This is a genomic window from Planktomarina temperata RCA23, from assembly GCF_000738435.1.
Classification (GTDB): domain Bacteria; phylum Pseudomonadota; class Alphaproteobacteria; order Rhodobacterales; family Rhodobacteraceae; genus Planktomarina; species Planktomarina temperata.
The window spans coordinates 623,441-642,263 of sequence record NZ_CP003984.1; the positions used below are offsets into that span (position 1 = coordinate 623,441).

General features: G+C 56.7%; 20 protein-coding genes. 13 read left to right on the forward strand and 7 right to left on the reverse strand.

Translation table 11 applies throughout. The features are described from left to right. The first annotated feature begins 61 nt into the window (after nucleotides 1-61). Both RCA23_RS02985 and RCA23_RS02990 read left to right on the forward strand, forming a co-directional pair. Nucleotides 62-1,771: a tetratricopeptide repeat protein gene (locus tag RCA23_RS02985; RefSeq protein WP_236631385.1), complete on the forward strand. Its 1,710-nt coding sequence runs from the start codon at nucleotides 62-64 to the stop codon at nucleotides 1,769-1,771. Further along, a complete protein-coding gene (locus tag RCA23_RS02990; protein WP_044049016.1) occupies nucleotides 1,761-2,588 on the forward strand; it encodes a 4-(cytidine 5'-diphospho)-2-C-methyl-D-erythritol kinase in 828 nt (275 codons plus the stop codon). Before RCA23_RS02985 ends, RCA23_RS02990 begins: the two co-directional genes overlap by 11 nt. A gap of 16 nt (nucleotides 2,589-2,604) precedes the next feature. Here the strand turns inward: RCA23_RS02990 and RCA23_RS02995 are convergent, their stop codons facing one another. After that, complete coding sequence (locus tag RCA23_RS02995; RefSeq protein WP_044049017.1) at nucleotides 2,605-3,603, reverse strand: polyprenyl synthetase family protein; 999 nt, start codon at nucleotides 3,601-3,603, stop codon at nucleotides 2,605-2,607. A gap of 58 nt (nucleotides 3,604-3,661) precedes the next feature. On the opposite strand from RCA23_RS02995, the gene RCA23_RS03000 reads away from it, so the two are divergent. The 3 genes from RCA23_RS03000 to RCA23_RS16165 all read left to right on the forward strand — a co-directional run bounded on the left by RCA23_RS03000 (nucleotide 3,662) and on the right by RCA23_RS16165 (nucleotide 4,920). Further along, complete coding sequence (locus tag RCA23_RS03000) at nucleotides 3,662-3,877, forward strand: putative signal transducing protein (RefSeq protein ID WP_044049018.1); 216 nt, start codon at nucleotides 3,662-3,664, stop codon at nucleotides 3,875-3,877. Continuing rightward, on the forward strand, nucleotides 3,877-4,626 hold the full coding sequence (locus RCA23_RS03005; protein ID WP_347721373.1) for a tRNA1(Val) (adenine(37)-N6)-methyltransferase: 750 nt from the start codon (nucleotides 3,877-3,879) through the stop codon (nucleotides 4,624-4,626). Before RCA23_RS03000 ends, RCA23_RS03005 begins: the two co-directional genes overlap by 1 nt. A gap of 117 nt (nucleotides 4,627-4,743) precedes the next feature. Continuing rightward, on the forward strand, nucleotides 4,744-4,920 hold the full coding sequence (locus RCA23_RS16165) for a DUF465 domain-containing protein (RefSeq protein WP_081870871.1): 177 nt from the start codon (nucleotides 4,744-4,746) through the stop codon (nucleotides 4,918-4,920). Nucleotides 4,921-4,998: 78 nt separating this feature from the next. Here RCA23_RS16165 and phbB read toward each other — a convergent pair whose 3' ends face one another. The 3 genes from phbB to RCA23_RS03020 all read right to left on the reverse strand — a co-directional run bounded on the left by phbB (nucleotide 4,999) and on the right by RCA23_RS03020 (nucleotide 7,985). Then, on the reverse strand, nucleotides 4,999-5,721 hold the full coding sequence (gene phbB / locus RCA23_RS03010) for an acetoacetyl-CoA reductase (RefSeq protein ID WP_044049020.1): 723 nt from the start codon (nucleotides 5,719-5,721) through the stop codon (nucleotides 4,999-5,001). Between the two features lie 105 nt (nucleotides 5,722-5,826). Continuing rightward, nucleotides 5,827-7,005 carry an acetyl-CoA C-acyltransferase gene (locus tag RCA23_RS03015; protein WP_044049021.1) on the reverse strand — a complete coding sequence of 393 codons (1,179 nt, stop codon included), beginning with the start codon at nucleotides 7,003-7,005 and terminating at the stop codon, nucleotides 5,827-5,829. Nucleotides 7,006-7,199: 194 nt separating this feature from the next. Beyond that, the gene (locus tag RCA23_RS03020) at nucleotides 7,200-7,985 is read right to left on the reverse strand and encodes an EAL domain-containing protein (protein ID WP_044049022.1); all 786 of its coding nucleotides are present in this window, start codon (nucleotides 7,983-7,985) and stop codon (nucleotides 7,200-7,202) included. 90 nt (nucleotides 7,986-8,075) lie between these two features. Here RCA23_RS03020 and RCA23_RS03025 point away from each other — a divergent pair, with 90 nt between their 5' ends. Further along, complete coding sequence (locus RCA23_RS03025; RefSeq protein WP_044049023.1) at nucleotides 8,076-8,645, forward strand: DNA-3-methyladenine glycosylase I; 570 nt, start codon at nucleotides 8,076-8,078, stop codon at nucleotides 8,643-8,645. Here RCA23_RS03025 and RCA23_RS03030 read toward each other — a convergent pair. Beyond that, nucleotides 8,626-9,177: a TlpA disulfide reductase family protein gene (locus tag RCA23_RS03030; protein ID WP_044049024.1), complete on the reverse strand. Its 552-nt coding sequence runs from the start codon at nucleotides 9,175-9,177 to the stop codon at nucleotides 8,626-8,628. The two genes, RCA23_RS03025 and RCA23_RS03030, sit on opposite strands and share 20 nt — an antisense overlap. Nucleotides 9,178-9,201: 24 nt before the next feature. On the opposite strand from RCA23_RS03030, the gene argH reads away from it, so the two are divergent. The 4 genes from argH to RCA23_RS03050 all read left to right on the forward strand — a co-directional run bounded on the left by argH (nucleotide 9,202) and on the right by RCA23_RS03050 (nucleotide 14,876). Next, complete coding sequence (gene argH, locus RCA23_RS03035; protein ID WP_044049025.1) at nucleotides 9,202-10,590, forward strand: argininosuccinate lyase; 1,389 nt, start codon at nucleotides 9,202-9,204, stop codon at nucleotides 10,588-10,590. Nucleotides 10,591-10,714: 124 nt separating this feature from the next. Beyond that, nucleotides 10,715-11,032 (forward strand): DUF2834 domain-containing protein, encoded by a 318-nt coding sequence (locus RCA23_RS03040; RefSeq protein ID WP_044049026.1) that lies wholly within the window; start codon nucleotides 10,715-10,717, stop codon nucleotides 11,030-11,032. An 85-nt stretch (nucleotides 11,033-11,117) separates the two neighbouring features. Next, nucleotides 11,118-12,383, forward strand: a complete 1,266-nt coding sequence (lysA, locus tag RCA23_RS03045; RefSeq protein ID WP_044049027.1) for a diaminopimelate decarboxylase — start codon at nucleotides 11,118-11,120, stop codon at nucleotides 12,381-12,383. A 24-nt stretch (nucleotides 12,384-12,407) separates the two neighbouring features. After that, nucleotides 12,408-14,876: a DUF4175 domain-containing protein gene (locus RCA23_RS03050; protein ID WP_044049029.1), complete on the forward strand. Its 2,469-nt coding sequence runs from the start codon at nucleotides 12,408-12,410 to the stop codon at nucleotides 14,874-14,876. Nucleotides 14,877-14,907: 31 nt separating this feature from the next. Here the strand turns inward: RCA23_RS03050 and RCA23_RS03055 are convergent, their stop codons facing one another. Further along, nucleotides 14,908-15,570 carry a zinc-ribbon domain-containing protein gene (locus tag RCA23_RS03055; RefSeq protein ID WP_169701313.1) on the reverse strand — a complete coding sequence of 221 codons (663 nt, stop codon included), beginning with the start codon at nucleotides 15,568-15,570 and terminating at the stop codon, nucleotides 14,908-14,910. Nucleotides 15,571-15,787: 217 nt separating this feature from the next. Here RCA23_RS03055 and RCA23_RS03060 point away from each other — a divergent pair, with 217 nt between their 5' ends. The 3 genes from RCA23_RS03060 to RCA23_RS03070 all read left to right on the forward strand — a co-directional run bounded on the left by RCA23_RS03060 (nucleotide 15,788) and on the right by RCA23_RS03070 (nucleotide 17,829). Beyond that, nucleotides 15,788-16,516, forward strand: a complete 729-nt coding sequence (locus RCA23_RS03060; protein ID WP_044049032.1) for a lysophospholipid acyltransferase family protein — start codon at nucleotides 15,788-15,790, stop codon at nucleotides 16,514-16,516. 259 nt (nucleotides 16,517-16,775) lie between these two features. Further along, entirely contained in the window at nucleotides 16,776-17,165 is a 390-nt protein-coding gene (locus tag RCA23_RS03065; protein ID WP_044049033.1) for a VOC family protein, read from the forward strand. Between the two features lie 40 nt (nucleotides 17,166-17,205). After that, a complete protein-coding gene (locus RCA23_RS03070; RefSeq protein ID WP_044049034.1) occupies nucleotides 17,206-17,829 on the forward strand; it encodes an MSMEG_1061 family FMN-dependent PPOX-type flavoprotein in 624 nt (207 codons plus the stop codon). Nucleotides 17,830-17,843: 14 nt separating this feature from the next. On the opposite strand, the gene RCA23_RS03075 is transcribed toward RCA23_RS03070, so the two are convergent. Further along, on the reverse strand, nucleotides 17,844-18,806 hold the full coding sequence (locus tag RCA23_RS03075; RefSeq protein ID WP_044049036.1) for an acetyl-CoA carboxylase carboxyltransferase subunit alpha: 963 nt from the start codon (nucleotides 18,804-18,806) through the stop codon (nucleotides 17,844-17,846). Nucleotides 18,807-18,823 lie beyond the last annotated feature (17 nt).

An 18,823-nucleotide genomic window follows, 5' to 3' on the forward strand; every position in this document is an offset into this window, starting at 1 on the left:
CGCGGCCCAATTGTTTTTGCCCAAGGCTCAGCCTAAGAATGACCTATCAGGGAGGCCGGTTTTGAAACGATCTGCAAAAATAATTTATGTGATGCTGCTGAGCATGACGCTCGGGGCCAGCGCAGCGGCGCAACAGGCCTCTGGTCCCTATATTGCGGCGCGCCAAGCGGCTCTTGCGCATGATTACCAACCCGCTGCAGATTATTTCGCCCGCGCTTTGGCGCAATCTCCACGCGATTCTGTCTTGGTGTCGCAAACCATGACGGCCTTTCTGGCCTCGGGTGATGTGAAAAAAGCCCATGCTTTGGCGCGTCTGTTGGTGGCCGGTGAGGGCAGCTATCCTTTGGCTGAGGTTTTGGTGCTGTCGGAACATTTCAAACGCAATGACTATCAGGCAGCGCTGGATCATCTGGAGGCGACAACCGTCGTTGGCCGGGCCATTGATGAGTTGCTTGAAGGCTGGGCGCTCGTCGGCTTGGGGCAAATGGCTGAGGCGTTGCGCCGCTTTGATGCCGTCATTCCGGTGGAGGGTATGCGCAGCTTTGCGCTGTATCAAAAAGGTCTCGCGCTGACTTTGGTGGGAGATTTTGAAGGTGCAGCGGCAAGCTTTAGCGGCCAGGGGCAGGCAGCACCCGCCTTGAATTATCGCGGCAGTTTGGTCTGGGCACAGATATTGGTGCAGTTGGACAGGTCAGATGACGCCCTGGCGTTTTTGCGTGATTTTCATGGATCTGGTGCGGATCACGCGGTCAACAGTTTGATGGCACAAATTGAGGCCGGGGCATTGGTCGAGTTTGATCTGCTGCGCAACGCCAGCGAAGGCGCCGGTGAAGTTTTGCACCTCTTGGCGCAGGCTTTGCAAAATGGCGAAGGTCAAGACGGGCTGCTGCTGTACACGCGCCTGGCCAGCCATATGGCCCCGCGCAATATGCAGGCAGTTTTGCTGTCAGCACAGCTGCTCGAACAGCTTGGCAATCCGCAGTTGGCGATTGAAACCTATGCGCAGGTGCCGCGCAGCCATCCGGCCTATGTCCAGGCCGAATTGGGCCGGGCGCAGGCGTTGCAAGAGATCGGCGAAGCCACAACTGCGATTGAGGTTTTGACACAATTGGCTGGATCTTTTGAGAATCTGCGCTCTATTCACATGACCTTGGGCGATTTTTTACGCCAAGATGAGCAATATGCGCGCGCGGTGCGCAGTTATGACAGGGCGATTGCGTTGATTGATCAACCGGCGCGGGGGCATTGGTATTTGCATTATGTCAGAGGCACAGCGCATGATCGGCTGGGAGATTGGGCGGCGGCGATGCGTGATTTTGATCGTGCCTTGGAGCTGGCGCCCGATCAATTTCAGGTGCTTAACTATGTGGGCTATACTCTGGTGGATCGCGGTGAACAGCTCGATGAGGCGCTTGAGATGATCCAAAAGGCCGTCGCGGCACAGCCCGATGCAGGCTATATCATCGACAGTCTTGGATGGGCGCAGTATCGGCTTGGCTTTTACAACGAGGCCGTGGTGCATATGGAGCGCGCGGCGGAGTTAATGGCGACAGATCCAATTGTGAATGACCACCTGGGCGATGTTTATTGGGCCGTTGGGCGCAAAACCGAGGCGCAATTTCAATGGCGACGGGCCTTGAGCTTTGCCATCGATTACTCTGGCCCAGAGGCGGTTGATCCAAAGCGCATTCAACGCAAGCTAGAGGTGGGTCTCGCGGAGGTCTTGGCTGAGGAGGGGGCGGCGCCTCTGAAAGTGGCTGATGGCGATTAGGCGCAGCGCTGCGGCAAAGATCAATCTCTGCCTGCATGTCGTGGGACAGCGTGACGACGGGTTGCATGACTTGCAAAGTGCCGTTGCCTTCCTCGATTGCGGTGAATGGGTGGAGGTGAGAAAATCCGGTTGCACCCAGCTGAACATCCTTGGCCCAAAGGCCGCAGAGCTTCCTCGGCCGGATGATAATTTGATCCTGAAGGCTGCTGCGCTCTTTCCGCGCCACTGTCAGACCGACATCCGGCTGCATAAAACCATGCCGGTTGCCTCTGGTATTGGTGGGGGCAGCGCGGACGCGGCGGCGACATTGCATGCGATGGCCGCGCTTTGGGATCTTCCTCTGCCCGATGTGGCGGCGCAGGTGCTATTGGGCGCTGATGTGCCTGTTTGTATGGGGCGTTCACCGGTTTTGATGCAGGGCATTGGTGCGCAGATATCCCCCTTGGGTGATGTGCCGGCTCTATTTGCGTGCTTGGTCAACCCAGGGCGTGGTTTGTCCACCGCGCGGGTGTTTGAACAATTGGCGTCCAAATCTAACCCGCCGCTTGAACCGCCACCACCCGCAGCCACAGAATTTTGCGCCTGGCTCAAACGGCAGCGCAATGATCTACAAGCGCCAGCTCTGGCGGCGGAGCCGATGATTGCTGATGTTCTGGAGGCTTTGGCTGCACAGGCGCCGCTTTTGGCGCGCATGTCCGGGTCGGGTGCCACGTGTTTTGCTCTGTTTGAGAGCTTGGCCGCCGCGCAAGACTGTGCCTCCACTATTCAAGCCAATCAGCGCGACTGGTGGGTGGCCAGCGGCGCGCTCCTGATCTGACTGGTCTTTCGGGGCGTCAGTTTAAGCGGGCCACGACGTAATCGCTGAGGTCCGTGAGTACGGGCTTCAGCGGGTGATCTGGCAAATCCCTAAGGGCGGATTTGGCTTGCTCAGCCCAATAAAGGGCTTGGGCCCGGGTGGCCTCAAGCGTGCCGTGGCGTGTCATTAGGGCGATGGCATGGGGTAAATCCCCCGCCTCCTGCTGGCCCTTGGCAATGCATTTATGCCAAAATGCCCGCTCAGTGTCATCTGCGGCAGCTATTGCTTTGATCACAGGCAGGGTCAGTTTGCGCTCTCTGAAGTCATCACCAATGTTTTTACCGGTCGCCGTGCTGCCAGTGTAATCTAAGAGGTCATCAACGATTTGAAAGGAAATGCCCAAAGCGTCACCATAGGCTGCAAGGGCCCGGACCGTTTGATCTTCTTTGCCCGCAATGACCGCGCCCACTTCGCAGGCGGCTGCAAAGAGTGCGGCGGTTTTTCCACGGATGACTTTGAAATAGATCTCTTCGCTGGTCGTAATGTCTTGCGCGGCCGTGAGCTGCAGCACCTCGCCCTCTGCAATGGTGGCAGAGGCATTGGCCAAAATGTCCAAAACGCGCAGGCTTCCAGTTTCCACCATCAGTTGAAAGGAGCGAGAAAACAGATAATCGCCAACCAAAACGCTGGATTGGTTGTCCCAAAGCAAATTCGCGGTGGGCCTGCCGCGGCGTTGGGCGCTGTCGTCCACCACATCGTCATGCAGCAAAGTGGCGGTATGGATGAACTCAACCGTCGCCGCCAAATGGATGTGATAAGGCCCGGTATAGCCGCACATACGTGCGGTGGCCAAGGTCAGCATTGGGCGCAGGCGTTTGCCCCCGGCCTCAACCAAATGGGCGGTGACCTCAGGTATGCGGGGGGCATGCTCGGAGGCCATGCGTTGGCGGATCAAATGATTGACGGCGGTCAGATCTTCGGCCAAGGCCTTTGCCAAGCGATCATGGGGTTTTGATACTGCATCGTCCAACGACATGTTCGAATTTCCTCAAGGCTCTCGACAAACCCGCATATCAGACCCTATGTCATAGGGCATGAAAGAATTATTACGCACCACCGATCCGACGCTTATGGCCTTCGCGCAAATGCTGCTTCGCGGGGAAGACATAGCTTGCTTCGAATTTGACGTAAATACCAGCATTATCGAAGGCAGCATTGGCATTTTGCCGCGCCGGCTGATGGTGGCTGATAGAGACCATTTTGTCGCTGCCGCTGTGATGCGCGACAATGATGTAGATTTGGGGCAATAGTGCAGGTCACCGTTGATGGATTTTTGGGTGGTCAGCTGCGTTTGGCACAGCCAAAAACCGGCTATCGCGCGGGCATTGATCCGGTGCTTCTTGCGGCCGCCTGTCCGGCGCAAAGCGGGCAAGAGGTGTTAGAGCTGGGCTGCGGCGTTGGCGTGGCCAGCCTTTGTTTGGGGCGGCGCGTGCCGGGCCTTGCGCTCAACGGGGTCGAGATTTTGGGCGAATATGCGCAAATTGCGCGTGAAAACGCCGCTCGAAATGACATCGAATTTGACGTGCGTCAGGGGGATGTGTCTGCGCGGCCGACGCCGTTTTTCGACCGTAGTTTTCACCATGTGATCATGAATCCCCCCTATTTTGCGGCGGAGGCCTCCTCCATATCACCCGAAGCTGGGCGCGCCTCGGGACGTTCGGAGCAAGTGGCCTTGTCCCATTGGGTGGACATGGCCGCCAAGCGGTTGCGCCCAAAGGGATATTTGACCGTCATTCAAAGGGCGGAGCGTCTGCCGGATCTGCTGGCGGCGCTTGAAGGGTGCTTGGGGTCAATTGTCGTGCAGCCGCTTGCCCCGCGGGCCGGACGGCCGGCGCATTTGATCCTCCTACGGGCGCGGAAATCTGGACGGGCCGCTTTTCAGCTCTTGTCGGCGCAGAGCCTGCATTCGGGGGACGAACATATTCAGGGGCAGCCAGATTATGCGCCAGAGGTCTCGGCGATACTGCGCGACGGCGTGGCTTTTTCGTGGCGCAATTAACCTTTGAGCAAGCTTTTGCGCATTTACTACGCGGGTAGCACCCCAGGAAAAGCAATGCGTGACAGCCTGTCAGGAATATGCTCGACTGATGTTATAGGCAAATCAAGAGGAGGAACCATGACCTTAAATTCCCGAATCGCCGAGTTGCAACGCAAGCATATGAGCCTATCTCAAGCCGTGGAGATCGCAGAGAAATCCCCAGCGTCAGATCAGTTCCATGTGGCGGAATTGAAAAAGAAAAAACTCCTCCTAAAAGAAGAGATTTCCCGATTGTCCGGTGGTTCAGGGGGATAGCGGCGGCGGCGGCTTTAGGACTAAAAACGGCCACCCGATAGGATGGCCGTCTGGGAAATATTCGTATGATCGCGGCGATCAGCTCATATATTGCCCGCCATTGGCGGACATTGTGGAGCCTGTGATGAAGCCGGCATCGTCGGAGGCGAGAAAGACCACACAGCGCGCGATTTCGGAGGCTTCGCCGAGGCGACCCGCTGGGATTTGTGCGATGATGCTATCGCGTACCTTCTCTGGCACGGCCATCACCATTTCTGTTGCGATGTAGCCCGGGCAAATCGCGTTCACGGTAATGCCGGCCCGCGCGCCCTCTTGGGCCAGCGCCTTGGTGAACCCAATATCGCCAGCTTTGGCTGCGGAATAGTTGGCCTGTGCGAATTGGCCTTTTTGCCCATTGATCGAGGAGATATTGATAATGCGACCAAATTTGCGCTCGCGCATGCCATTCCAAAGCGGATGGGTCATGTTGAATACGCCGTCGAGATTCGTGCGCATCACATCAGTCCACTGATCGCGGGACATCTTGTGAAACGGCGCATCGCGGGTGATGCCCGCATTGTTGACCAAAATGTCAACCGGACCCAAGTCGGCTTCCACAGCGGCAATGCCGGCGGCGCAGGCGTCATAGTCAGAGACATCCCATTTATAGGTCTTGATGCCAGTTTCGGCGGTGAATGCGGCAGCCTTTTCATCATTACCTGCATAGGTGGCCGCGACAGTGTAGCCTGCGGCTTGCAGGGCAGTGGAAATGGCGGCACCGATCCCTCGGGAGCCTCCAGTGACGAGTGCGATACGGGACATTTTTCTTCCTATGTGTTTTTATTGCGCAATCAAATTACAAGATGTGATCTGAATTGGCAATAATGTTTCGTGCGAAAATTCATACTTTGCTTGGAGAGGGGCAGCTTAGGGCCGCTCGAGGCACATTGCGACACCCATTCCACCACCGATACACAGCGTGGCCAGGCCGCGTTTGGCTTGGCGTCGCTGCATTTCAAACAGCAAAGTGTTCAAGATCCGGCAGCCGGAGGCGCCGATGGGGTGACCGATGGCAATCGCGCCGCCGTTGACGTTCACAATAGCTGGATCCCAGCCCATGTCTTTATTCACCGCACAGGCTTGAGCGGCGAAGGCTTCATTGGCTTCGACCAAGTCCAGATCGCCGACAGACCAACCTGCTTTGTCTAGGGCCTTGCGGCTGGCGTAGATCGGGCCGACCCCCATAACCGTTGGGTCAAGCCCGGCCGTGGCATAGCTGGCGATGCGGGCCAATGGTTCAAGGCCACGCTTTTCGGCCTCCTCTGCAGTCATGAGCAACACTGCGGCGGCGCCGTCGTTGAGGCCGGAGGCATTGGCTGCGGTGACTGTGCCGCCATCGCGCAGAAAGGCGGGCCGCATTTTTTGCATGGCCTCGAGAGTGGCGCCATGTCGGATATATTCATCGGCCTCAACAATGATGTCGCCCTTGCGGGTGGACACAGTGAAAGGGGTGATTTCGTCGGCAAACTTACCGGATTTTTGCGCAGCTTCCGCTTTGTTCTGGCTGGCCACGGCGAATTCATCTTGTACATCGCGGCTGATTTGCCATTGGGCTGCGACGTTTTCAGCGGTTTGGCCCATGTGGTAGTTGTTGAATGCGTCCCACAAGCCGTCACGGATCATGCTGTCGATGTATTTGACATCACCCATTTTGGTGCCGCTGCGCAGATGCGCAACATGGGGAGAGAGGGTCATATTCTCTTGTCCACCCGCGGCCACGATATCTGCATCGCCCAGTTGGATGTGCTGTGCGGCCAAAGCGACGGCGCGCAATCCTGACCCGCAGGCTTGGTTGATGCTCCATGCCGCCGATTCGATTGGCAGACCGGCATTAATATGGGCTTGGCGGGCCGGGTTTTGGCCTTGGCCGGCTGTCAGGACTTGGCCGAGGATGGTCTCGCTGACTTCTGAAGGGTCGATGCCTGCGCGTTCCACGATAGCTTTCAAGACAGATGTGCCAAGGGCATCGGCTGGTGTATTAGCGAAGGCGCCCCCAAAGCTGCCGACAGCGGTCCGGGCGGCGGATACGATTACGATATTTGTCACAAAGTTTCTCCTCATTGATGAGGTCAACCTTCGGCATAGGAATCCTTCACTATGCGCAGTCTGGTCCTCATTTCCGCGCGTTTGTATGTATTATTTAACCCATTGACAATGCCATAGCGGTGAAAAATGCTGCAAATGCGAAAATAATTGCTGCAGTGCGGCAATTTGAGGGCGAAAACCGGCGGCCTTTTCGGCTATTGCCGCCAGGGTGGGGTTAAGGTTGGGACGCCCAAATGGTAGCCCTGAAGGCAGTCAACGCCCAGTGTGGTTAACACCTCTGCATCCGAGGCCGTTTCAACATTTTGCGCCACGCAAAACATTTCAAAACTTCTGGCTATCCCGATAACAGCTTGAATTAATGCCTGATTGTCAGCTGATTGCGCCAAGTTCTTGGTGAATTGCCCATCCATCTTGATAATGTCAAAATAAAAATCGCGCAGCTGCACCAGCGACGTTTGTCCAGCGCCAAAGTTGTCTATGGCGAAACACAGCCCCAGTTTTTGCATGTCGTTCATGAAATATCGCGCGACTTCTGGCGCGGCCATGACGCTTTTCTCAGTCATTTCCAGAATGAGGTTTCTTGCCAAATCTGGCGATCTTTGCAGACCATCCTCAAGCGTGCGCACCCATTTGGGGTAACCAATAGATTGCGCCGACATGTTCACTGATAGCCGCATGTCGGGCTGCTCGGCCAATGTTGCCAGGCCCAGCTGCAATGTGGCGCAGTCAATCAGTCGTCCCAGCTCGGTATTTTCAACCTCTGCAATGAAATCGCGCGCCGGGATATGGCGTCCCGCGGGATCAATAATCCGGATCAAACCCTCATAAAACACCACATTTTGGGGCGCACCGGCTTGAATGACCGGTTGGAAAGCCAAGGCCGTTCGTCCGTATTTCAGTGCATCACGGACGGTCTCAAGGACATTCGCGTCCCGTTTCGCCACCGCAGCACTCAATGAGTCGGAGAAATTCTGGTCCATCGGGATGTCTTCGCCCTTGTGTGAAGGTCTCGGTCATAGTGCTTGGCAGCATCGGCGCAGAGCCCTAATATGAGGTAAATTGGAGGCGAAATGGACCGCTGTACTTGGGTTGGAATAGATAAAATTTATCAAGACTATCATGACACGGAATGGGGCGTGCCGGAATATGACAGCCGGGCTCTATGGGAAAAACTGATTTTAGATGGCTTCCAAGCGGGGTTGAGTTGGATCACGATCCTAAAAAAACGCCCGGCTTTCCGCTCGGCTTTTGCGGGATTTGATCCGCATCAAATTGCGGGCTGGGGTGCAGCTGAGGTGGAGGTTTTGCTGCAAAACCCTGGTATTGTGCGCCATCGTGGCAAGATTGAAGCCACCATCGGCAATGCGCAGGCCTATTTGCGCTTGGCCGAAGAGATGCCCTTTTCTGACCGGATGTGGGCCTATGTGGACGGGCGCCCGATTGTCGCTGGTTATGAGACATTGGCACAAGTGCCCACCCAATCACCGCTGAGCCAAAAGATTTCAAAAGATCTCAAAGCAGCCGGGTTCAAGTTTTGTGGCCCGACCATCGTTTATGCTTGGATGGAGGCTTGTGGTCTGTTCAACAATCACATCTTAAGCTGTCATCGTCACCATGCGGTCACGGCTCTTGCGCGATAACGGCCTCGAGTATCGCCAAGGCACTGTCGCTGTGCCAATTGGCATCGCCCAAAAGTCGCGCAATCTCCGCGCCATCGCGATCTAAGATCGCAGTGACCGGCAGGCCCAAGACATTCATGGCGCGGGCCAGGCTTTGGCGCGGGTCTCGATGAGCCGGCAGATTGCTCACGCCGATTTGGTCGAAAAATTCGGCCATTTTAGCCGGTGGGTTGGGGCCCGTGGCAACGGTAAGCACTGTTAAATCAGCGCCGCCTAAGGTCTTTTGCAGGGCGGAGAGCTCGGGCATTTCCTTGCGGCAGGGCGCGCACCAGGTGGCCCAGAAATTCAGAACCACGACTTTGCCTCGATAATCGGACAAGCGCAGCTCTGACCCGTCTGCATGCAGAAAAACCGTATCGGGTGCAGGGCGCGCCGCGCTGTGAATCTGCAATTTTCGCATATCTCCCGCGCGCAGCGCTTCAAGATCGCTCATGTCTGCATTTGCAGTGGCGGCGAGGGCCGTATAGAGAACAGCAGCAAGCAAGTAACGCATATCATACTCCCAAAGGGTTCACTCATGACCAAATCCCAAAATCAAATGTGGGGCGGACGCTTCGCCGCTGGACCAGATGCCATCATGGAGGCGATCAATGCCTCGATTGGTTTCGACCAACGGATGGCGGCTCAAGATATCCAAGGCAGCCGCGCCCACGCCGCCATGTTGGGGGCAGCCGGTATCATTTCAAATAGCGACAGTGAGGCCATTCGGGAAGGGCTCCACACGGTTTTGTCAGAAATTAAGTCGGGCAATTTTCCGTTTCGGGTGGATTTGGAAGATATTCACATGAATGTTGAGCAACGCCTGAAAGAGGTAATCGGCGCGCCTGCGGGCCGGTTGCACACGGGCCGCAGCCGCAATGACCAAGTGGCGACGGATTTTCGTCTTTGGGTCCGCGATCAAACCGATGCAGCCATTGAAGGCATTGAGGCGCTGATGAAGGCCTTTTTGCAGCAAGCCAAGGCGGGTGCCGATTGGGTGATGCCGGGTTTTACCCATCTGCAAACTGCGCAGCCGGTGACCTGGGGGCATCATATGATGGCCTATGTAGAGATGTTGGCCCGCGACAAATCGCGCTTTGAAGATGCGCGCCGCCGGATGAATGAAAGCCCGCTGGGCGCGGCGGCGCTTGCGGGCACCTCTTTTCCGATTGACCGGGATATGACCGCGGCGGCTTTGGGGTTTGACCGTCCGGCCGCCAACTCTTTAGATGCGGTCTCGGATCGTGATTTCGCTTTGGAATATCTCAGCTGCGCCAGCATCTGCGCCATGCACCTCAGCCGCTTTGCCGAGGAGCTGGTGATTTGGTCCTCAGCGCAATTTCGCTTCGTCACCCTTTCGGATCGGTTTTCAACAGGCTCGTCGATCATGCCGCAAAAGAAGAACCCCGATGCCGCGGAATTGATTCGGGCAAAGATTGGCCGGATCTTCGGCGCCAATGTGGCTTTGATGATGGTGATGAAAGGTTTGCCGCTGACCTATTCCAAGGACATGCAAGAAGACAAAGAGCAAGTCTTTGATGCCGCAGATAATTTAATGCTGGCATTGGCGGCGATGAGCGGCATGGTTGGCGATATGACTGCCAATCAAGAGAGCCTCAAAACGGCTGCCGCCTCTGGGTTCTCTACCGCCACCGATTTGGCCGATTGGCTGGTGCGTGCCCTGGGCATGCCGTTTCGCGATGCCCATCATGTTACGGGCAGCCTGGTTGCCATGGCCGAAGAGCAAGGCTGCGATCTGCCGGATTTGACCTTGGCGCAGATGCAATCTGTGCACCCGCAGATCACGTCGAATGTCTTTGAGGTGTTGGGCGTCGAGAATTCAGTAGCCTCGCGCCTGTCCTACGGCGGCACAGCGCCCGCACAGGTGCGCAGTCAAATTGCACGCTGGGAGGCGATCTTGTCATGAGATATCTGTGCCTGTTCATCTTTGCGCTTCTCTGTGCCTGCGGAGCCGATGGGCCGCCAGAACGGCCAGCACGCGCGGCGTCAGCTTTGGCCGTTCAGGCTGCGTCATAAGAGGAGAGATAGCCATGCGACATGTATTTCTGGGATTGACCATCTGGGGCGCCATTCACCCGATGTATTATTTCATCACTTGGTTTCGAGCCGAGGGGTGGAATTTGGGCGATATGGTGCAGGCCTGGCATGTGAATGCGGCCAGTAGCGGCTTGGTTTGGGATCTGACCATTGCTGCCACGGCCCTGAGCCTATGGATTATTGCAGAGGTTATTAGAAACCGAAAATTTTTCCATTTGGTCGCCATTGCCGCCACCTTTGGCATCGGCGTGAGCTGCGGTTTGCCGCTCTACCTCTATCTGCGCAGCGCGCCCGATCGTGACCCCCGGTGACGCCAGCGGCAAGAATAATGGGGCAAGGGTGTTGCCTGTTTTTGTAAGCGTGATATGCGCAAGTTTTGGGGAGTGAGGCGAAAAGATGGATCACTTTTTATACCGGGACGGATGTTTGCATGCCGAAGATGTTGCGATTTCACAGATTGCAGCAGAAGTTGGCACGCCGTTCTATCTCTATTCCTCTGCCACATTGCTGCGCCATTTTAAGCTGTTTGACGACGCTTTGGCCGGTATGGATCACCTGATTTGCTACGCGATGAAGGCGGCCTCGAACCAAGCCATTTTGACCCTTCTGGGCGCGGCAGGCGCTGGGATGGATGTGGTGTCGGGCGGTGAATATGCCCGCGCCCGCGCTGCCGGCATCCCGGGCGATCGCATTGTCTTTTCCGGTGTCGGCAAAACCCGGGCGGAAATGACCGAGGTTTTGACGGGCGGCGTGCGGCAATTCAATGTGGAAAGCGAGCCGGAAATGCGCGCGCTGTCGGAGGTGGCATCCATGCTGGGCAAAACCGCGCCCATCACCATCCGGGTCAATCCCGATGTGGATGCCAAAACCCATGCGAAAATTTCGACGGGTAAAAAAGAAGACAAATTTGGCATCCCAATTTCGCGGGCCCGCGAGGTCTATGCCATGGCGGCGCGTCTGCCGGGGCTGGAGGTTGTGGGCATTGATGTGCATATCGGCTCGCAGCTGACGGATTTGGCGCCCTATGGGGTGGCCTATGAAAAGGTTGCCGAGCTCACAGAACTTCTGCGCGCCGATGGCCATGACATCCGCCGCCTCGACCTGGGTGGCGGGCTTGGTATCCCCTATGAGAGCAACAACCACCACCCGCCCAGCCCTGAGGACTATTGCGCCTTGATCGCCGAGAAGGTGGGCCATTTGGGCTGTGAAATCGAGATCGAACCGGGCCGCTTTATTGCCGGCAATGCCGGGGTGTTTGTGTCAGAAGTCATCTACGTCAAACAGGGTGAAGATCGCGAGTTTTTGATCGTGGATGGGGCAATGAACGATCTTATTCGTCCGGCCATGTATGATGCACATCATGACATCGTGCCGATCAAGGCGCCGGCTGCTGGGACCGAATATCAAGCCTATGATGTGGTGGGACCTGTTTGTGAAAGCGGGGATACTTTCGCCAAAGGGCGTGCTTTGGCGCCGCTGAAGGCTGGCGATCTCATCGCCTTTCGCAGCGCTGGGGCCTATGGGGCTGTGATGGCCAGCGAATACAACACCCGCCCTCTGGTGCCTGAGGTCATGGTGAAGGGGGATCAATTTGCGGTGATCCGCCCAAGACCGAGCTTGGAAGATATCATTAACCGCGATATAATCCCTCAGTGGCATTAAGAGGCCATGTCATGAGGGGCTTTGATGGCCAAACTGTTCTCGCGTAGGATAATTTTTGCTCTTTGGTTGACCTTTGTCGGCCTTTGGGCGGAACGCATTATGCGCGCAGCCTGGCCGCTGCTCTCAACACTGGTTTTGGGGATTGGGGTGCTGCTTTTGGCCGCGCCAGATCTCTGGCCGCTTGTCGTGCTTAAGCTGGCGGGGGGGATTTGGCTTCTCAGCGGGCTTTACGGGCTATGGTATTTTTTCCGGCGATTTGCAGCGCCGACCCTCGGCGCGGCGCGTGCGCGTCTGGATCAGAACCTACCGGACCGCCCCTTGGCGGCGCTGCGCGATATTCAGGCTCTCGGTCAAGGTGATCCGGCCTCGGCGGCGTTGTGGCGGGCGCATTTGGCGCAAATGCGCGCTGCTGCCGCCAAGGCATCGGCTGTTGGGCCGCAGTTGGACTTGGCACCGCGGGATCCGTTTGCCCTTCGATATATCGCGCTTTTGGTGTTTGTCATTGGCGGGCTTTTCGGCTCTGTGCAGACGATGCGCACAGGGCTGGGGGATGCCTCAGTGCCGATTGCGGCAGGCCCGCAATGGGAGGTCTGGTTGCAACCGCCTGCCAATACCCGCCGCCCGGTGATATATCTCAATGATGTGATGGGCGTTGAGTTAAGCGTGCCGCAAGACACGGTGGTTCTGGTGCGCCTTTACGGGGATGCGGGCCTGCACGCGATTGAGGAAACGCTGTCCAGCCGGCCCGCTGACACGTTTGATGCGGCAGAGCCCAGTCAGAAATTTCTCGTGACCCGGTCGGGTCGATTGGCCATTTCTGGGCCTGATGGCGCCGAATGGTGGGTGTCCATGTTGCCTGATGCGCCGCCAGAAGTGGAGGTCATAGGCGAGGTTGCACGCGATGCGGAGGGCAGTTTTTCCCTGAGCTTCACCGCGCGGGACGATGTCGCGGTCACTGCGGGCCGGGCATGGGTGTATCTGAATATAGACGAGGTGGATCGCCGCTATGGGCTGGCGGCTGAACCTGCGCCGCAGCCCGATATCGAATTGACCCTGCCATTGATCATTTCGGGTGATCGCGCGGAGTTCACCGAGGTCTTAACCGAGGATCTGTCCAAACATGTCTGGGCGCATTTGCCGGTCTCGCTCCGTCTCGAAGTGGAAGACATGCGCGGGCAATTGGGGCAATCGACGGCGTTGGAATTGGCTTTGCCAGCCCGCAATTTCTTTGACCCCCTTGCCAAGGCTTTGGTTGAGCAGCGCCGCGATTTGCTGTGGTCTCCCGATAACCGCAGACGCGTGTCGCAACTATTGCGCGCGATATCACAGGCCCCTGAAACTCTGTTCCGCGACGCGCAGGATGCCGAAATCCTGTCCAATATAATCCGCGATCTTGAGGCGGGTACGGATCTTGAGCCCGCAGCCGAGCTGCTTTGGATATTGGCGCTTGAGGTCGAGGACGGCGATTTGGAGCAGGCGGCACAAAAGCTCGCGCGCGCGCAAGATAAACTGGCCGAAGCGATTAAAAACGGGGCCACGCCAGAAGAAATTGCCCGGCTGATGGATGAATTGCGCCAAGCACAGCGGGAATATTTCAAAGAATTCGCGGAACGCAATCCGCCCTCCGAGCAACCCGAGCGCCTGCCGGATGATGAGGCCGTGTCAGAGGATCAGTTGCAAGAGATGATGGACCGTTTGCAAAAGCTCATGGAAGAGGGTCGCATGGCCGAGGCGCAAGAGCTGTTGGAAGAGATTAACCGTTTGATGCAAAATCTTCAAATGACACCCGGGCAATCGGGTGGAGAAGGGCAGGAGGGTCAAGAGGGCGGCGGGCAACAGATGGAAGATCTCGCCGATAGTTTGCGCCAGCAGCAGGAGCTCTCGGACCAAACCTTCCGTGATTTGCAGGGCCAAACCTCCGGCGATCAGCTCGGCGGTGGCGGCGCCGAGGGCGGCAATGACGCTGGCGAAGAGGGGCCATCCTCCCAAGACAGTTTAGCCGAGCAGCAAAAACAATTGGAACGTGACGTTGAACGGCAAAGGGGCAATTTGCCCGGCGCGGGCACCGAAGCGGGGCAAGCGGCCCGCCGGGCGCTGGATGAGGCCGCTGAGGCCATGGATCAAGCCGCGGAAGATTTGCGCGCCGGAGATCTTCCGGGCGCATTGGACAATCAATCGGAGGCCATCGACGCGCTGCGTGAAGGCATGCGCCGTTTGGGCGAAACACTGGATGAGCAGGCCGCGCCCGGACAGGGGGCCACCCCCAATGACCGCCGCGCCGCGGGGCAATCGCAAAGCCCATCCACGCGTGATCCTCTGGGACGGGATGTTGGGGGCAATGGCCAATTGGGTGCTGGCGAGCAGATGGTGCCGCAAGAAGAATTGCGTTTGCGCTCACAAGAATTGATGGAAGAAATTCGTCGCCGGGCCGGGTCGCTCGAACGTCCCAAAGAGGAGCGCAATTATCTCCAACGGCTGCTGGATCGCTTTTAATTGGGGGCCTGCCCAAAAGGCGGTGCCGCTCTTAAAGGCTGAAACTCATGCGATAGTCCAAAATGGCCTGCAAGCCATGCTGAAGCCGCTGGCGCATATCATCGACCCAAAACACATAGGCGTTAATCCGATCTGTTTGGCTGGGAAAATTCTCTGTGATTTGCGGCGCAAAGATATATATCGCGGTCAACACGGCCAAAATCAAAAACGCCGCGACTGTGCCGCGTTGCCGGCTGTCGAGCGGTGCAACTTCCTCTGGTGCTTTGCTTGGCATCACAGGCTTTGTCAGGGGTGCTGCATCATCAGTTGCGCTGACGACTGAGGAAATTTTGACCGTATCAATCGGCGGCAAATTCTTAGAGGTCGGCGCGGCCATTGGTTGTGGGCGCGGCTCTATAGGCGGCGTGACTGGGGGGGGCGGTCTGTCCAGCCCTCGCGTTGCAGGGGCTTGCTCAGGTTCTGTTTCATGGGCCATGCGCTTTTCAGCCTTGCGCGCCTCCATTTCACGCTGCACCTCTTGTTGTAGGATGCTGCTGACCTTGGGATCAATCGTGGTGCGCTCGGGGGGCGGAGTGTTGGCTGGAACAAACCAAGTCTCTTGGCAACCAGAGCATTGCACGTCCCGTCCCTCTGCGGGAATTACATCGTCGGGGATTTCATATTCCGCATCGCATTTTGGGCAGAGTAAACGCACCGAGGCCTCGATTCTATTTCGTGTCCAGGATGTAGACGATATCGATACGATAACGCTACAGCTGACGTGCTTAAAATACCACTGTTTATGCGTCACCTGCAGATTCCTGCCGATGTCACGAGACGGGTTTTCACACGGCAGTAAATACGCCCAATGACGCTGGTTTTGCAACGCGTTTGCTCCTATACCAAGGGCAAGAAACCGATAAGGAGCCGTTATGGCCTATGCAGTGCAATGGATTCGCTCTTTGCTGTTCAACATTCAGATGTATGTGGCAATGGTCATCGTGGCTATCGTCTTTCTGATTCCCATGATCTTCAGCCAAAAAGGCGCCTCGCTTGCGGCCAATGTCTATTGCTGGTGGGTGGTATGGTCAGCCCGTTGGATGATTGGACTCAAAGTCCAAGTGCGCGGCACGGTTCCAAAAGGCGAAGTCTTGATCGCCGCCAAACACCAATCCTTTTTCGATATCATTGTGATTTTCAACTGCCTGGAGCGGTCGAAGTTCATCATGAAGCGACAACTGCTGTTTACGCCCATTGTTGGCCAATACGCCTATCGGCTCGGATGCATTCCTGTGAATCGTGGCAAGGGAGCGGCTGCCATACGCAAAATGCTTGCCGATGTTGCCTCCGGCCGCGTGGCGCCAGGGCAATTGGTGATCTACCCGCAAGGCACGCGCGTCGCGCCAGGCGACAAGAAAGTCTATAAGATGGGCTCGGGTGTTTTGTATCGCGAATTGCAGCAAGATTGCGTGCCGGTGGCTCTGAATACGGGGATTTTTTGGCCAAAACGCAGCATTTACCGCAAGCCGGGCATCGCGACCGTCGAGTTCATGGAGCCGATCCCAAAGGGCAAACCTGTGGCGGAGTTCATGGAATTGATGGAAGCGGCCGTGGAAGGGCGCTCACGCGAATTGATGGCCGAAGTGGGGTTCTACGAGTGAGGCTGCGCCACGGGTTGGCGATGAACCCGTGGCGGAATTCTAAGACAATAAGGTTCAAATCGGACATGGCGTAGCATCGCTGCGCCCGTCTCAGATTCAGTGCATGGTGTGAAAATCAGCGTCGCGTATAATGTGTGAAAGGCCGGGCAAGCTGGCGATGCGCGATGGTTTTCGCTGAAGTTCATTGACGTGAGTTTTGCCTTGAAATCGGGTGTTTTGGCTTCTACGGTTTAACGCACTACATCACGAGGAGCGTAAAATGCACTTTGGATACAGCATTATATATGTTGCAAGTGTTCCTGAAACCCTGGCCTTCTATGACAAGGCGTTTGGATTGCAAACGGGTTTCCTCCATGAAAGTGAACTTTATGGAGAGCTCAAAACCGGTGCCACAACCCTGGCTTTTGCGGCCGATGAAATGGCAAAGGTAAATGGCTTGCCTATGCGCCCCAATCGCGCTGATGAGAGACCTGCGGGCTATGAGATTGCCTTGGTCACGGATGACCCGGAAAGCGCTTTTGACAAGGCCGTGAGTGCCGGCGCTGTGGCTGTGACCGCACCGCAAACAAAGCCTTGGGGGCAAATTGTAGGTTACCTGCGCGATAATAATGGGTGTCTTGTCGAAATTTGTTCGCCGGTCGGGGGATGACAGATGCTGCCTTCGAAATTTCAAAGCAACTGGGGGCGCCATGAGTGATCGGATTTTAAATTTGGCGCAGCTTGAGGCGCTTTATGACGAGCCTTCGCGCAACAGCTTGCTCAAAGTCGCGCGACATATTACGCCGGAATATGGCGCTTGGATCGGGGCCGCGCGGTTTTGTGTATTGAGCACAGTGGGCCCTGACGGTACTGATGGCAGCCCGCGCGGGGATGCGGATCCAGTTGTGCATATCCAAGATCCGCAGACCCTCCTTATGCCCGACTGGCGCGGCAATAACCGTTTGGATTCCCTGCGCAATATCGTCGAAGATGGCCGGGTGTCTCTCATGTTCATGGTGCCCGGAAATTCGAATGTGGTACGCGTCAATGGCGATGCGCATCTTTCGGTGTCGGCGGCGCATCTTGCAAGGTTTGAGCGCAATGGCCAGCACCCACGCAGCCTGGTCGTGATATCCGTATCGGAGGTTTACAGCCAATGCGCCCGGGCGATCTTGCGGTCGGGGCTTTGGCAGGGGCAGGCTGCGCCTGATCTGCCGAGCATGGGCGATATTTTGCAAGCTCAAACTGCCGCAGCGGCCGAGCAGTCGGCACGGATCGACAGTGCGACCTATGAAAAAGACTGGCAGGCCCGGGTGACAAAATCCATGTGGTGAGCTGGGGTCGGCCCTTAGCTTGCCAAACCCTTGGTGCCCATATCTAGGAATTTTTGCCGCCGATCTTTCATCAAACTGTCTGGCTTTTTCTTGCCAAGCTCGTCGAGCAATTTGGCCAAAGTCTGTCCAACCGCTTGCATGGTGGATTTCGGGTCGCGATGCGCGCCGCCCTTTGGCTCTGCAATGATTTGATCGCAAATGCCTAATGTCGTGAGGTCCTGCGCTGTGAGACGCAGCGCCTCAGCCGCTTCGCGCATTTTTTCGGCGTCTTTCCAAAGGATGGAAGCGCAGCCCTCCGGGCTGATGACCGAGTAAATCGAATGCTCAAGCATCACCAAACGGTTGGCCGTAGCAAAGGCCACCGCCCCACCTGATCCGCCTTCGCCAATAATGACAGAGATCAGAGGCACTGTCAGCTGCAAGCATTTTTCTGTTGATCGGGCAATAGCTTCGGATTGACCGCGCTCTTCTGCGCCCTTGCCGGGAAAGGCGCCGGGGGTATCGACCAGGGAGATGACGGGCAGGCCAAACCGGTTGGCCAGATCCATCAAGCGGATGGCTTTGCGATAGCCTTCTGGCCGCGCCATGCCAAAATTGCGGGCGATGCGCGATTTGGTATCATGCCCTTTTTCATGACCAATGACCACAACAGGCCGGTCACCCAAACGGGCCAACCCGCCCATGATGGAATGATCATCGGCAAAATTGCGATCCCCGGCCAGCGGGGTGTATTCTTGGAACAGCTCTTGAATATAATCTTTACAATGGGGCCGATCAGGATGGCGCGCCACCTGGCATTTGCGCCAAGGGGTGAGCTTGGCATAAAGCTCATCGAGCAAGGCACGCGCTTTTTTGTCCAGCGCTTTGGCCTCAGCCTCAATGTCCATATCCTCATTATCACGGCCCATAGCGCGCAGCTCTTCAGCCTTGCCTTCGATCTCTGCTAAGGGGCGTTCAAATTCAAGATAGTTGGTCATGTCTGGCCTCAAAATGA

Excerpts from the sequence above, each read along its gene's own strand:
- lysA (WP_044049027.1), top strand. The coding sequence starts at position 11,118 with ATGGATCACTTTTTATACCGGGACGGATGTTTGCATGCCGAAGATGTT.
- RCA23_RS03065 (WP_044049033.1), top strand. The coding sequence starts at position 16,776 with ATGCACTTTGGATACAGCATTATATATGTTGCAAGTGTTCCTGAAACC.
- argH (WP_044049025.1), top strand. The coding sequence starts at position 9,202 with ATGACCAAATCCCAAAATCAAATGTGGGGCGGACGCTTCGCCGCTGGA.
- RCA23_RS03000 (WP_044049018.1), top strand. The coding sequence starts at position 3,662 with ATGAAAGAATTATTACGCACCACCGATCCGACGCTTATGGCCTTCGCG.
- RCA23_RS03030 (WP_044049024.1), bottom strand. The coding sequence starts at position 9,177 with ATGCGTTACTTGCTTGCTGCTGTTCTCTATACGGCCCTCGCCGCCACT.
- RCA23_RS02995 (WP_044049017.1), bottom strand. The coding sequence starts at position 3,603 with ATGTCGTTGGACGATGCAGTATCAAAACCCCATGATCGCTTGGCAAAG.
- RCA23_RS03070 (WP_044049034.1), top strand. The coding sequence starts at position 17,206 with ATGAGTGATCGGATTTTAAATTTGGCGCAGCTTGAGGCGCTTTATGAC.
- RCA23_RS03025 (WP_044049023.1), top strand. The coding sequence starts at position 8,076 with ATGGACCGCTGTACTTGGGTTGGAATAGATAAAATTTATCAAGACTAT.
- RCA23_RS03040 (WP_044049026.1), top strand. The coding sequence starts at position 10,715 with ATGCGACATGTATTTCTGGGATTGACCATCTGGGGCGCCATTCACCCG.
- RCA23_RS03075 (WP_044049036.1), bottom strand. The coding sequence starts at position 18,806 with ATGACCAACTATCTTGAATTTGAACGCCCCTTAGCAGAGATCGAAGGC.
- RCA23_RS16165 (WP_081870871.1), top strand. The coding sequence starts at position 4,744 with ATGACCTTAAATTCCCGAATCGCCGAGTTGCAACGCAAGCATATGAGC.
- RCA23_RS03060 (WP_044049032.1), top strand. The coding sequence starts at position 15,788 with ATGGCCTATGCAGTGCAATGGATTCGCTCTTTGCTGTTCAACATTCAG.
- RCA23_RS02990 (WP_044049016.1), top strand. The coding sequence starts at position 1,761 with ATGGCGATTAGGCGCAGCGCTGCGGCAAAGATCAATCTCTGCCTGCAT.
- RCA23_RS03020 (WP_044049022.1), bottom strand. The coding sequence starts at position 7,985 with ATGGACCAGAATTTCTCCGACTCATTGAGTGCTGCGGTGGCGAAACGG.
- RCA23_RS03050 (WP_044049029.1), top strand. The coding sequence starts at position 12,408 with ATGGCCAAACTGTTCTCGCGTAGGATAATTTTTGCTCTTTGGTTGACC.
- phbB (WP_044049020.1), bottom strand. The coding sequence starts at position 5,721 with ATGTCCCGTATCGCACTCGTCACTGGAGGCTCCCGAGGGATCGGTGCC.